Here is a 12,624-nt window from a genome sequence, read left to right as displayed (position 1 = left end):
TCGCCGGGATCGGCACGCGCCAACGGGGCTCGCCGGCTCGCTATCGGGCGCTGAGCGCGAGGCTGTCCAGGCGGCGGCCGGTGGTGGCGTCGACGATGGCGGTGGTCAGGGCGGCCTTGGTCGCCTTGGCCGGGGCGGCCACGCTCAATGCCTTGGCCAGCTCGCGGAGCTGGGCGACCGTCAGCTTGAGGTCGTTGAGGTACTGCGCGGCGGCCTGCCGGGTGCCGAGCTCGGCCAGCATCGCCTCGATCTCGCTCACCGGGCGGGACGGCGCGGCGGGCGCGGCCTTGGTCGCGCGGGCCGGGCGGCCGCCCTTCGGGACCAGCTCCAGCTTCGCGGCGCCGGAGGCCAGGTCGGCCAGCTGGTCGGCGGGGAGGGTCTTCACGAACGCGGCCACGCGTAGGAGCACCTCGTGGGCGAGGTCGGCCGGGTCGGTCATCTGGGCTTCTCCCTCAGGTTCGCGTGCGTGCCAGGAACTCGCTGGTGAGCTGCTGCAACTCGTATCGTAGGGTCTCGATCGCGGTGCTGCCCGGCGGTGCCAGCACCGCCGGCACGGAGCGGTTGCCGGCCTCGGTGACCGCGGTCTTGTTGTCGCGGATCGTCTGGGAGAACACCGGCATCTCGATGCGCGTGGTCTCCTCGAACGAGCTGCGCTGGCTGGCCAGGGGGCCCGACGGGGTGTATTGCACCATCATGTAGACGACGCCGGCAATCTCCGGGTTGATCGGGTGCTCCGCCACGGAATTGTAGTCCTCCACCAGCTGCGACAGGCGGTTGCGCAGCAGGTCGATGCCCAGGGTGGACAGGTAGTCGGGGCGGGCGGGGACGACCACGTGGTCGCTGGCGACCAGGGCGGTGCGGGTCACCAGGTTGAAGTTCGGCGGGCAGTCGATCAGCACCGCGTCGTAGGCGCTGAACGGCTGCTCCGCCAGGGCGTCGGCGAGCAGGCGGTACACCTGCAGGTATCGCGGGCTGCTGCGCTGGAACCGGGCGCCGCCGAGGCCCGCGGCCAGGTCAAGGTCGGCGTCGACCAGGCCCAGGTGGGAGGCGACCAGGTGCAGGTGGCCGCCCAGCGGCTGCACGACCGCGTTGACCGCGTGCGGGGCCAGCACGTACCGGAACAGCGACTCCGGGGTGCGGCTGGCGACGAACGCCTCGAACCAGGAGCGGATCGTCGGCTGCTCGGCGAAGTCGGCCGGCCGGTAGAACGAGTAGGTGAGGCTGGCCTGCGGGTCCAGGTCGATGAGCAGCACCTTGCGGCCGCGGGCGGCGAGCTCGGCGCCGAGGTTCGCGGTCACGGTGGTCTTGCCGACGCCGCCCTTGTAGTTGATCACGGAGACGACGCTCATCGGTGCAGCATGACATTCATCCCGGCCGCTTGTCGCCGGGGCCGTCCCCGATAGGGTGAATTCTCCGTGTCACGCCCGGAGGAGAAGCCTTGCTGACGTTGCCGCGCTGGGACGACGCCCGCGTCGTCGTCGAGCCGCCCGCCGGCGGGCCGGGCAGCTGGGCCGGCGCGCCGAGCGCGCTGCGCGTCGGCGACGAGGTGTACCTGGCGTACCGGCTGCGCCGGCCGGTCGACGAGGGGCGCGGCTACGCCAACGTGGTGGCCCGCTCCCGCGACGGCGTCGCGTTCACCACGGTCGCCGTGGTGCACCGCGACCGCTTCGGCGGCGCGTCGCTGGAGCGGCCGGCGCTCGCGGTCACCCCGGAGGGCCGGTGGCGGCTGTACGTCAGCGTCGCCACCCCCCGCACGAAGCACTGGCGGGTCGACCTGCTGGAGGCCGACGACCCCGGGCAGCTCGGCGAGGCGCCGGCGCGCACCGTGCTGCCCGGCGACGCGACGGCGGGCGTCAAGGACCCGGTCCTGCACTTCGACGGCCGCCGCTGGCACCTGTGGGCGTCGGTGCACCCGCTGGAGTCGGACGAGCACGCCGACCGGATGAGCACCTGGTACGCCACCAGCCCCGACGGCGTGGACTGGACCTGGCACGGCGCGGTCCTGGCACCGCGCCCGGGCGCGTGGGACGCCCGCGGCGTGCGGGTCAGCGCGGTACTGCCGGTCGACGGCGGCCTGGCCTTCGCCTACGACGGGCGGGCCACCGCCGCGGAGAACTGGGAGGAGCGCACCGGCACCGCGACCGCGCCGCTGCTGGCGGACGGCACATTCGGCCCGCTGACGGCCGCGGACGCCCCGCCCGCGCAGTCCCCGCACGCGCCGCATGGCCTGCGCTACCTGACCGCCGTGGCGGGCCGCATCTACTACGAGGGCACCCGCGAGGACGGCGGCCACGAGCTCCGTACCGAGGTCACCGCCTAGCTGATCAACCTAGGCGCGGTGGTGGCGGCCCTTCGGGCGGTCGCGGCCGGAGCGCTCGTCGAGCAGGGCCGCGGTGCGCTGCAGGACCTCGTCCCACATGGACGGCGGGGCGCCGCCGGCGATCATCGCGGTCAGGTCCTCGGCCAGGCGGTCGAGCAGGGACAGCTCGACCGTCGGGTCGGGGTCGGGCTCGACGAGCGTGCGCTGGCGCGGGATGCGGTCCGTCACGTCGCCCGGCGATTCCAGCGGGAGCGTGTCGCCGCTGCTGACGATGTCGAGATACCGGATGGTGCGGGTCAGCGCGACGAACAGCAGCCGGTGCCCGCGCGGGTCCTCGGCGACGATCTCCTCGGGCTCGACCACGATCACCGCGTCGAACTCGAGGCCCTTCGCCTCCTGCGGCGAGACCAGGTTGATGGCGCGGTCCAGCTCGCCCTGGTCGGCGCGGCCCCACGGCAGGTCGTTGGCGTGCAGGGCGAACTCGAGCTCGGCCCGGCACGCGGCGGGGCAGACGATGCCGACGAAGCGGTGCGCCTCCAGGTGGTCGCGGGCGATCTGGGCGGCCCGGCCGGCCCGCTCCCCGGGCTCGACGACATGGGTGGCGGGGGTACCTTCGGGGCCGTCGCGAACGACCCGGATCGGCTCGACGCCGGGGGCGGCGATCGGCAGCAGCCGGGCGGCGAGCTCGTACACCTGCCGCGGCACCCGGTAGCCGTACCGCAGCCGCTCAACGACCCGCGGGAGCGTCTGCGGCAGGTGGTCGGTGACCTCCTCCCAGCGGTCGCGGGCCCATGCCCCGGTGGACTGGGCCAGGTCGCCGACGACGGTGAGGGAACCGTTGGCCGAGCGGCGGGCGATGGCGCGCAGCTGCATCGGCGAGAGGTCCTGGGCCTCGTCGACGACGATGTGGCGGTATCGCCCGGCGGTCCCGTTGAGCAGGTCGTCGACCTCGTCGAGCAGCGGCCCGTCGGCGTCGCTCCAGACCTGCTCGGAGAGCCGGTCGGCGCCCCGGCGGTACAGCAGCGTCACCTCTTCGTCGGTGAACTCGCCGGCGGCCGCGGCGGCCATCCGGTTCCTCGAGCCGAGCAGGCCGCGCAGGAACGCCGCGGCGCTCTGCAGCGGCCACAGCCGCTCCAGGAGGTTCTCCACCGGGGGGAGCCGCTCGGCGTCGACCGGCCCGCCGCGCTCGCGCACCAGCTCGGCGAGGCGGGCGCGCAGCCGCTGGCGGCGCAGCGCGTAGGGGCCGACGGCCTGCCGGGCGCCGGCCACCTCGGCGGCGACCTCGGAGCCGGTCAGGGTGAGGAAGCGGCCGTCGAAGAGCATCCGCTCGGCGGCCTCGGGCGCGCCGATGCGGGCCTCCAGCGCGCGGGCGAGCAGCCCGGCCATCCGGGCCTCGCCCTTGAGGCGACGGGTGGCCGCGTCTTCCTGCCGGCCGCGCTGCACCGGCGGGCAGAGCGCGTCGATGTCGGCCTGCTCGACGTCGGCGTCGCCGAGGCTCGGCAGCACGGTGCGGATGTAGCGGATGAACGCCGGATGCGGGCCGATGACGAGCACGTCGCGGGGGCGCAGCCGGTCGCTGTGGTTGTACAGCAGCCACGACACCCGGTGCAGGGCGACGGCGGTCTTGCCCGTGCCGGGCCCGCCCTCGATGACCAGCAGCTGCTCGAGCGGGGCGCGGATGAGCTGGTGCTGGGCGGCCTGGATGGTGGCGACGATGTCGCGCATGGCGCCGGTGCGCTCGCGGTCGAGCTCGCCGAGCAGCGCCGCGTCGGGCCCGTCGAGGGCCTCGATCGCCTCGGCGAGCCGCTCGAACAGCAGGTCCTCGAAGTCGACGATCCGGTTGCCCTCGCAGCTGTACGTGCGCTTGCGGGTCAGGCCGCGCGGGTCCTCGGCGGAGGCCTGGTAGTACAGGTCGCCGATCGGGGTCTTCCAGTTGACCACGAGGACCTGGCGCTGGTCGTCGAGGATCGTCTCGCGGCCGATGTAGAACCGCTCGTCGCCGCCCTGGTCGACTTGCTGGCCGGCTTTCTGGTCGACTTTCTTGTCGACACGGCCGAACGCGACCTCCTGCTCCGGCGGGGCGAGAGCATCGCGGCGACCGCGGCGGAACCCCGACAGCCAGCGGCCGGTCCCGGGATTGGCGGCGACGTCCGGGTTTTCGCCCAGCTCGGCGCGCAGCAGCTCGCGGTGCTTGCGGGCGAGATCGAAGTGTTGCTGCTCGGCGGCGATCTCGGCTGCCTTGGACTCCACGGCTCTCCCTTTTCGCACGCTGCCTTTTCGCACGCTGCGTGGGCCCAACGCTACCTTGCGCCAGGAAGGGCGGTCGATCCCCTCACGGCCGAATCACCCTCGGACAACGGACGAGTGGCGAGCCCCCGGATAGCGCCTCACCCATGGTCAGACGGCCTGTCATCAGGACGGCGTTTCCCGCACTCCTGCCGTCGTAGCTCGCGGCGGCATACGTCACCCCGGCACGCGCAGCACGCATCAACCGAGAATCCACCCCGGCGCACAGCGCCGTAGGCGCCGGTAGGCGACGGCGAGGCGACGCAGGGGCGCGCAGCGCAGCAAAGGTGCCCGCGGAGCGGGCATGGGGGGGGGGTCCGGGGTGGGAACCCCCCGGCCGCGCCCGCGCGGAGCGCGCGCCAAGCGAGGAACAGCCCATGAAAGGCTGTAGGTGTGACAGCGGCGGACTTCGACCGGTTCCCGGAGCTCCTGGCGGGCTCCAAGGGCTCGGAGCCCCCTGCGGCGCCGGGCTCGCTGGAGGCGAGCGTGCGCTCGATCGAGCGGGCCGCCGGCGCGCTGGCCACGGCCAGCGTCGCCCGGATGGACGAGACGCTGCCCTGGTTCCGCGAGCTGCCGGCCGACCAGCGCGCCTGGGTCATGCTGGTCGCCCAGGCGGGCGTGCGCTCGATGGTGGAGTGGCTGCGCAACCGCGACAAGGACGGCCCGGCGCCGCCGGACAACTCCGACGAGTTCTTCGACGCCGCGCCGCGCGCGCTGGCCCGCTCGATCAACCTCGCCCAGACGGTACAGCTTATCCGGGTCACCATCGAGGTCGTCGAGGCGCAGCTGCCGCATCTGGCCGCGCCCGGGCAGGAGCACGGCCTCCGGGAGGCGGTGCTGTACTACAGCCGGGAGGTCGCCTTCGGCGCCGCGCGGGTGTACGCCCGGGCGGCCGAGACCCGCGGCGCCTGGGACGCCCGCCTGCAGGCCCTGCTGGTCGACGCGCTGCTGCGCGGCGACTCCTCCGACGAGCTGGCCAGCCGGGCGGCGGCGCTGGGCTGGGCCGATGCCCCGCCGGTCGCGGTGGCGGTGGGCCGCTCGCCGGGCGGGGAGGCCGCGGCGGTGCTGCACACGGTGTACCGCGCGGCCCGGCGCATCGGCGTGGAGATCCTCGGCGGCGTCCACGGCGACCGCCTGGTGGTGGTCCTGGGCGGGGCGGCGGACCCGATGGCCGCCACCGAGCGGCTGCTGGTCGGCTTCGGCGACGGCCCGGTCGTGGTCGGGCCGGCGGTACCGTCGCTGGACGAGGCGACCGAGTCCGCCCGAGCGGCCCTGGCCGGCTACCGGGCCGCGCCCGCCTGGCCGGCCGCGCCCCGCCCGGTCGCCGCCGCCGACCTGCTGCCCGAGCGGGCCCTCGCGGGCGATGCGGACGCGCGGCGGATCCTGCGGCACGAGATCTACGGCGCGCTGGTGCGGGCCGGCGGGGAGCTGCTGGAGACGCTCGACGCGTTCTTCGCGGGCGGCGGGGTGCTGGAGAGCGCGGCGCGGGGGCTGTTCGTGCATCCGAACACGGTGCGGTACCGGCTGCGGCGCATCGGCGAGGTGACCGGCTTCACACCGCTGGTGCCGCGGGACGCCTTCGCATTGCGAATCGCGCTCACGATCGGCAGGCTGGATCCGTTCGCGCCGTCCCCCGCGCCGATCCCCCCGCCGTGATTGCCGTTTCCCGGCGCTGCCCCATGGTTTGCCCCTTATTCTGCTTGCGCCACCCCGAGTGATCCGGATCGCATCACAGGTGAACTACGGATTGCGGCGGGTAACAGTGCGGATCTGTTGGCGCAACACCACGCGATCTTTTGTAGGGTTCCTACAAACGAGGTGGTCCACTTTGGTGTGTAGCGCTACCCGCGCGACTCTTGGGAATCCGGAAAAGTCATAGACGTGCTCGCTGTACTCGCTCCAGGCCAAGGCTCTCAGAAGCCCGGTTTCCTGACCCCGTGGCTCGCGCTGCCCGGGGCCGAAGCGCGCCTGCGCTGGTGGTCCGCCCTGTCCGGGGTCGACCTCGTGCACCTGGGCACGGAGGCCGACGCCGAGGAGATCAAGGACACCGCGAAGACCCAGCCGCTGCTCGTGGCGGCCGCGCTGCTGACCGCCGAGCAGCTGCCGATGTACGACGCCGCCGTCGTCGTCGGCCACAGCGTCGGCGAGCTGGCCGCGTCAGCCCTCGCCGGCGTGCTCAGCGCCGAGGCCGCGGTCACCCTCGCCGGGGTGCGGGGCCGCGAGATGGCCGCCGCCTGCGCGCTCGAGCCGACCGGCATGAGCGCCGTTCTCGGCGGCGACCCCGACGAGGTGCTCGCCGCGATCGACGGCGCGGGGCTGTACCCGGCCAACCGCAACGGCGCCGGCCAGGTCGTCGCCGCCGGGGCGCTGGCCGGCCTCGAGAAGCTCGCCGCCACGCCGCCGGCCCGGACCCGGATCATCGCGCTGCAGGTGGCCGGGGCGTTCCACACGCCGTACATGGCCCCCGCCGAGGAGGCGCTGGGCCGGGTGGCGGCCGGCATCACCGCCGCGACGCCGGGCAAGATCCTGCTGTCCAACCTGGACGGCACCGCGGTCGACCACGGCCCCACCATGCTGCTGCGCCTCGTGCGCCAGGTCACCGCCCCGGTGCGCTGGGACCTGTGCATGCAGACCCTCGCCGACCTCGGCATCACCGCGATCGTCGAGCTGGCCCCGGCCGGCACGCTGGCCGGGCTGGCCAAGCGGGCGCTCAAGGGCATCGAGATCGTCACCGTCAACACCCCGGACGACCTGCCCGCGGCGCGCGACGCGATCGCGCGGCACGGCGCCGCGCCCACCCACGAGCCGCACCCGGAGTTCAGCGTCGTGGTGGCCGGCACCGCCGGCACGTTCACCCCGGCCGCCGGCCTCGCCGAGGGCGCCGACATCCGCGGCGGCCAGGTCGTCGGGGCCATCGAGACCCGGCAGGGCCCGGTCGAGGTCGTCGCGCACCGCGCCGGCGTGCTCACCGAGTGGCTCGCCCACCACGACGACCCGGTCGCCCCGGGCCAGCCGCTCGCCCGCATTGGAGGCCAGCTATGACCCCGGCTGCAGGATCGAGGATCCTCGCGTTCGGCCACTACCAGCCGTCCCAGGTGGTCACCAACGACGACCTGTCGAAGGTGATCGAAACCAACGACGAGTGGATCCGCGACCGGGTCGGCATCGCCCAGCGGCGCGTCGCCGGCAGCGAGACGGTGGCCGACATGGCGATCGCCGCGGCGGGCAAAGCGCTCGCGGCCTCCGGGCTCACCGCGGCCGACATCGACACCGTCATCGTGGCCACCTGCAGCTCGGTCGACCGGTGCCCGAACGTGGCCACCCGGGTCGCGGCGAAGCTCGGCATCAACGCCCCGGCCGCCTACGACCTCAACACCGCCTGCTCCGGCTTCTGCTACGCCCTGGCCGGCGCCGACCACGCGATCCGCGCCGGCGCGGCGCGCAACGCGCTGGTGATCGGCGCCGAGAAGCTCTCCGACCTCACCGACTGGACCGACCGCACCACCGCCGTGCTCTTCGGCGACGGCGCGGGCGCGGCCGTGGTGACCGGGGTGGCCGAGGGCGAGCGGCCCGGTGTCGGCCCGGTCGTGTGGGGCTCCGCCCCCGAGCGGGGCGACGTGCTCAGGATCGAGGGGTGGCGGCCGTACATCAAACAGGAGGGCCAGGCGGTGTTCCGCTGGGCCACGACCGCCATCGCCCCCTACGCCCAGGCCGCCCTCGACCGGGCCGGCGTGCAGGGCAAGGACATCGCCGCGTTCGTCGCCCACCAGGCCAACGCCCGTATCATCGACGGGATCGTCAAGCGCCTCGACCTGCCCAACGCGATCATCCTCAAGGACCTCGTCGAGTCGGGTAACACGTCGGCGGCGAGCATCCCGCTGGCCCTGTCCAAGGCGATCGAGCGGCGCGAGGTTCCCTCCGGCGCACCGGTGCTGCTCTTCGGCTTCGGCGGCGGCCTGACCTACGCGGGCCAAGTCATCTACTGCCCGTAGCGGTCTGTTCATCTTCCATCGACGAGCGTGTCAACCCTAGGAAGGAAAGCTCTATGTCCACCCGTGAAGAGATCGCCGTAGGTCTCGCCGAGATCCTCGAAGAGGTCGCCGGAGTCAACCCCGACGACGTCGCCGAGGAGAAGTCGTTCACCGACGACCTGGACGTCGACTCGCTGTCCATGGTCGAGGTCGTCGTGGCGGCCGAGGAGAAGTTCGGCGTGAAGATCCCGGATGACGAGGTGCCGAACCTCAAGACCGTCGGCGACGCCGTCTCGTACATCGAGAAGTCGCAGGCCTGAAATCCGCCGCCGGGGTCCTGAGCAGGGCACGGTCACCCCGGGACCTTGCCCAGGGCCCCGTCGTTAGGTCAGCTGTGAGGAGTGTTGTGCAGTGAGTGTTGAGGTCGTCGTCACCGGCATCGGGGCAACCACCCCGCTCGGCGGGGATGCCCCGTCCACCTGGGACGCCATGCTCGCCGGCAAGTCGGGAGTGTCGCCGCTGACCCAGGACTGGGCCGCGCAGCTCACCGTGCGGATCGCCGCGCAGCTCGCCGTCGAGCCCACCGAGAAGATCGACCGGGTGCAGGCCCGCCGGCTGGACCGCAGCGAGATGACCGCGATCCTGGCCGCCCGCGAGGCCTGGGCCGACGCCGGCTCGCCGGAGGTGGACAAGGACCGGCTCGCCGTCAGCGTGGGCACCGGCATCGGCGGCGCCCAGACCCTGCTCAACCAGGACGACATCCTGGAGGCCAGCGGCCCGCGCAAGGTCTCGCCGCACACCGTGCCGATGCTGATGCCCAACGGGCCCGCCGCCTGGGTCGGGCTGGAGCTGGGCGCGCGCGCCGGCGTGCACTGCGTCGCGAGCGCCTGCGCCACCGGCGCCGAGGCGATCGCGCACGGCCTCGACCTGATCCGGCTCGGCCGCGCCGACGTCGTCGTCGCCGGCGGCACCGAGGCCGTGATCCACCAGCTGCCCATCGCCGGCTTCGCCTCGATGCGCGCCATGTCGGTGCGCAACGACGAGCCGGAGCGCGCCTCCCGCCCGTGGGACAAGGGCCGCGACGGCTTCGTCCTCGGCGAGGGCGCCGGCGTCATCGTCCTGGAGCGGGCCGAGCACGCCCGGGCCCGCGGCGCGCGCATCTACGCCCGCCTCGCCGGCGCCGGCCTCAGCTCCGACGGGTACGACATCGTCCAGCCGCACCCCGAGGGCGACGGCGCGGTGCGGGCGATCGCGTTCGCGCTGCGCGACGCGGACATCGCGAAGGCCGACGTGATGCACGTCAACGCCCACGCCACCTCGACCCCGGTCGGCGACCTGGCCGAGATCAAGGCCCTGCACCGGGCGCTCGGCGACCACCCCGTGCTCACCTCGACCAAGTCGATGACCGGGCACCTGCTCGGCGCGGCCGGCGCGGTGGAGTCGATCGCGACGATTCTCGCGATCTACCACGGCGTGGTGCCGCCGACCATTAACCTCGATGAGCCGGACGACGAACTCGACCTGGACGTGGCCGCGCACAAGGCGCGCCACCTCGAGATCCCGGCGGCGCTGAACAACTCCTTCGGGTTCGGCGGGCACAACGCCGCGCTGGTCTTCGTCCGCGCCTGAACCACCGCACCACTTGGAGCCACCGTGACGCTCACGTCCACGTCCACGTCTATGCACGCCGACACCAACACCGAGACCGTCGACCTGCGCGACCCGGAGGTGCGCCTGCGCGCCCTCTTCGACCGCGGCACGCTGCGCCTGCTCGCGCCGCGCGACGACTCGGGCATGCTCGGCGCGCGCGGTGAGATCGACGGCACGCCCGTCGTCGCGTTCGCCAGCGACGCCACTCGGATGGGCGGCGCGATGGGCGACGAGGGCTGCAGACGGGTCGTCGACGTGATCGACACCGCCGTGCGCGAGCGGGTGCCGGTCATCGGCCTGTGGCACTCCGGCGGCGCCCGCATCGCCGAGGGCGTCGTCGCCCTCGACGGCGTCGGCCAGGTCTTCGCGGCCATGGTCCGGGCGTCGGGCCGCGTGCCGCAGATCTCGGTCGTGCTCGGCCCCGCCGCCGGCGGCGCCGCCTACGGCCCGGCGCTGACCGACATCGTGATCATGAGTGGGGCCGGGCGCATCTTCGTCACCGGCCCCGAGGTCGTGCGCAGCGTCACCGGCGAGCAGGTCGACATGGAGCGCCTCGGCGGCCCCGAGCCGCACGGCCGCCGCTCCGGCGTGGTGCACGTGACCACCAAGGACGACGAGTCGGCCCTGACCAGCGCCCGCGAGCTCGCCTCGCTGCTGGGCAAGCAGGGCCGCATCTCGCCCGACGACGTCACCGACGCCGACCTCGGCGCGCTGCTGCCGGTCGAGGCCAACCGGGCGTACGACGTGAAGCCCCTCGTCAAGGGCATCCTCGACGCCCCCGGCGTGGAGCTGCACGCCAAGTGGGCGCCGAACATCGTCACCACCCTGGGCCGCTTCGGCGGCCGCACGGTCGGCGTCATCGCGAACAACCCGCTGCGCCTGGGCGGCTGCCTCGACGCCGCGAGCGCGGAGAAGGCGGCCCGCTTCGTGCGCATGTGCGACGCGCTGGGCGTGCCGCTCATCGTGCTCGTCGACGTCCCCGGCTACCTGCCCGGCCTGGGCCAGGAGTGGGACGGCGTGGTACGCCGCGGCGCGAAGCTCCTGCACGCCTTCGCCGAGGCGGTCGTACCGCGCGTCACGCTCGTGACCCGCAAGGCCTACGGCGGCGCGTACATCGCGATGAACTCCCGCTCGCTCGGCGCGACCGCGGTCTTCGCGTGGCCGGCCGCCGAGGTCGCGGTGATGGGCGCGAGCGCCGCGGTGAACGTCCTGCACCGCAAGAAGCTGGCCACGGCCGCCCCGGAGGAGCGCGACGAGCTGCGGGCACGGCTCGTCAAGGAGCAGATCGAGGTCGCCGGCGGCGTGAACCGCGCGCTGGAGATCGGCGTGGTCGACGAGGTGGTAGACCCGGCGAGGACACGCCGCCGCATCGCCGCGGCCCTGGCCGGCGCCCCACCCGCCCGCGGCGCCCACAGCAACATCCCGCTCTAGCCGTCGCCACCCTTGCGGTTTCATGCAGGCTACTGTGCGGAATCTGCAAGCCGGTTCCAGGCTTGCTTCAGACGCATCTGTTCAGACCAGCTCCGCCATCGCGCGCCAGGCGGCGTCAGCCGAGGCACGCGGGAGAAACATTCCCCGGACGGGCTCCCGCAGGTGCCAGGGCTGGTCGTCGTCTCGTTCCAGTTCCGTGATCTCGATGTACTCGTTCGTGCCGTCCGGGTCGGCGACCTTTGAGATGAACAGGTCGATCCGTGGATCGTCGGTCTGAACGATGAACGGCTGGGAGCGGTGGTACTCGTCCACTGCCGGACCGTAGGCAGTGCACACCGCGCGGACGCACCATGTCGGATGTAGCTCTTCACTCATGATCGCTCCTGGCTCGCCGACGTAACTAGACGGATGCGATAGCCCTCATGCTGCGGTTATGGGCCGCTGCACCTCAGGCCAACCTACATCACATAGTGATGTAGGTGGTACCTCGTGATGTAGGTTTCGCCGGCCTCGGGGCAGGGTGCGCATGTGCCTCTGAAGAACGACGGGACGCCGTACTATCGCCAGGTTGCGGCGGATCTCCGCGCCCAGATCGAGGCGGGCACCCTGAAGCCGGGCGACAAGCTCCCGAGCACTCAGCAACTCCGCGACATCTACGGTGTCAGCGGAACGGTCATTCAGTTCGCTATGGTCGAGCTGAAGGCGCAGGGCCTGGTCGTAGGCCAGCCGGGACGAGGCGTGTTCGTAGCCGAGCGGCCAGCTTGACCAGGCCGATGTCTGTCGTACTGGCAGGATGGCGCTGTGAGTAACCCCGACCTCGTCTTGGTGCTGCGCTACCGCAAGGCTGTGACCTACGGCTTCCACGTGTTGTTCGGCGCGCTCGAAGAGCACGACACCGCGACCTCGTACGAGGTGGTCTTCGCCGAGACGCCCGAGGCGACGATCACGGAGATCGAGGCCGGGCTG

At 73.1% G+C, this 12,624-nt stretch carries 12 protein-coding genes; 8 read left to right on the top strand and 4 right to left on the bottom strand.

Annotation, left to right across the window (positions count from 1 at the left end; genetic code table 11):
- Nucleotides 1-40 precede the first annotated feature (40 nt).
- On the bottom strand, nt 41-439 hold the full coding sequence (locus ACGFI8_RS42525; RefSeq protein ID WP_392813452.1) for a hypothetical protein: 399 nt from the start codon (nt 437-439) through the stop codon (nt 41-43).
- A gap of 13 nt (nt 440-452) precedes the next feature.
- The gene (locus ACGFI8_RS42520) at nt 453-1,349 is read right to left on the bottom strand and encodes a ParA family protein (protein WP_392813451.1); all 897 of its coding nucleotides are present in this window, start codon (nt 1,347-1,349) and stop codon (nt 453-455) included.
- An 89-nt stretch (nt 1,350-1,438) separates the two neighbouring features.
- On the opposite strand from ACGFI8_RS42520, the gene ACGFI8_RS42515 reads away from it, so the two are divergent.
- On the top strand, nt 1,439-2,320 hold the full coding sequence (locus ACGFI8_RS42515) for a hypothetical protein (RefSeq protein ID WP_392813449.1): 882 nt from the start codon (nt 1,439-1,441) through the stop codon (nt 2,318-2,320).
- Between the two features lie 9 nt (nt 2,321-2,329).
- On the opposite strand, the gene ACGFI8_RS42510 is transcribed toward ACGFI8_RS42515, so the two are convergent.
- The gene (locus tag ACGFI8_RS42510) at nt 2,330-4,570 is read right to left on the bottom strand and encodes a HelD family protein (RefSeq protein ID WP_392813448.1); all 2,241 of its coding nucleotides are present in this window, start codon (nt 4,568-4,570) and stop codon (nt 2,330-2,332) included.
- 465 nt (nt 4,571-5,035) lie between these two features.
- Between ACGFI8_RS42510 and ACGFI8_RS42505 the strand changes: the two genes are divergently transcribed.
- The 6 genes from ACGFI8_RS42505 (at nt 5,036) to ACGFI8_RS42480 (ending at nt 11,658) form a co-directional block, all read left to right on the top strand.
- Entirely contained in the window at nt 5,036-6,262 is a 1,227-nt protein-coding gene (locus tag ACGFI8_RS42505) for a PucR family transcriptional regulator (RefSeq protein ID WP_392813514.1), read from the top strand.
- A 225-nt stretch (nt 6,263-6,487) separates the two neighbouring features.
- A complete protein-coding gene (locus tag ACGFI8_RS42500) occupies nt 6,488-7,648 on the top strand; it encodes an acyltransferase domain-containing protein (RefSeq protein WP_392813446.1) in 1,161 nt (386 codons plus the stop codon).
- Nucleotides 7,645-8,598 (top strand): beta-ketoacyl-ACP synthase III, encoded by a 954-nt coding sequence (locus ACGFI8_RS42495; RefSeq protein ID WP_392813445.1) that lies wholly within the window; start codon nt 7,645-7,647, stop codon nt 8,596-8,598. Before ACGFI8_RS42500 ends, ACGFI8_RS42495 begins: the two co-directional genes overlap by 4 nt.
- Nucleotides 8,599-8,651: 53 nt before the next feature.
- Nucleotides 8,652-8,897, top strand: coding sequence for an acyl carrier protein (locus ACGFI8_RS42490; protein WP_392813443.1), 246 nt, complete (start codon nt 8,652-8,654; stop codon nt 8,895-8,897).
- Between the two features lie 91 nt (nt 8,898-8,988).
- Nucleotides 8,989-10,206, top strand: a complete 1,218-nt coding sequence (fabF, locus tag ACGFI8_RS42485) for a beta-ketoacyl-ACP synthase II (RefSeq protein WP_392813442.1) — start codon at nt 8,989-8,991, stop codon at nt 10,204-10,206.
- Between the two features lie 51 nt (nt 10,207-10,257).
- On the top strand, nt 10,258-11,658 hold the full coding sequence (locus ACGFI8_RS42480) for an acyl-CoA carboxylase subunit beta (protein WP_392813513.1): 1,401 nt from the start codon (nt 10,258-10,260) through the stop codon (nt 11,656-11,658).
- 81 nt (nt 11,659-11,739) lie between these two features.
- Here ACGFI8_RS42480 and ACGFI8_RS42475 read toward each other — a convergent pair whose 3' ends face one another.
- Entirely contained in the window at nt 11,740-11,970 is a 231-nt protein-coding gene (locus ACGFI8_RS42475; RefSeq protein ID WP_392813440.1) for a hypothetical protein, read from the bottom strand.
- Between the two features lie 216 nt (nt 11,971-12,186).
- Here ACGFI8_RS42475 and ACGFI8_RS42470 point away from each other — a divergent pair, with 216 nt between their 5' ends.
- Nucleotides 12,187-12,423 (top strand): winged helix-turn-helix domain-containing protein, encoded by a 237-nt coding sequence (locus ACGFI8_RS42470; RefSeq protein ID WP_345128741.1) that lies wholly within the window; start codon nt 12,187-12,189, stop codon nt 12,421-12,423.
- The last annotated feature ends 201 nt before the right edge of the window (nt 12,424-12,624 follow it).

The organism is Dactylosporangium sp. NPDC048998 (genome assembly GCF_043197855.1).
In the GTDB taxonomy this organism is placed as follows: Bacteria; Actinomycetota; Actinomycetes; order Mycobacteriales; family Micromonosporaceae; genus Dactylosporangium.
Note: the sequence above shows the minus strand (reverse complement) of the source record. Positions and strands in the feature narration are given on the sequence as shown.

Bases quoted from the DNA above. Each gene is read 5' to 3' on its own strand.
- ACGFI8_RS42525 (WP_392813452.1), bottom strand. From the start codon at position 439: ATGACCGACCCGGCCGACCTCGCCCACGAGGTGCTCCTACGCGTGGCC.
- ACGFI8_RS42480 (WP_392813513.1), top strand. From the start codon at position 10,258: ATGCACGCCGACACCAACACCGAGACCGTCGACCTGCGCGACCCGGAG.
- ACGFI8_RS42490 (WP_392813443.1), top strand. From the start codon at position 8,652: ATGTCCACCCGTGAAGAGATCGCCGTAGGTCTCGCCGAGATCCTCGAA.
- ACGFI8_RS42495 (WP_392813445.1), top strand. From the start codon at position 7,645: ATGACCCCGGCTGCAGGATCGAGGATCCTCGCGTTCGGCCACTACCAG.
- ACGFI8_RS42520 (WP_392813451.1), bottom strand. From the start codon at position 1,349: ATGAGCGTCGTCTCCGTGATCAACTACAAGGGCGGCGTCGGCAAGACC.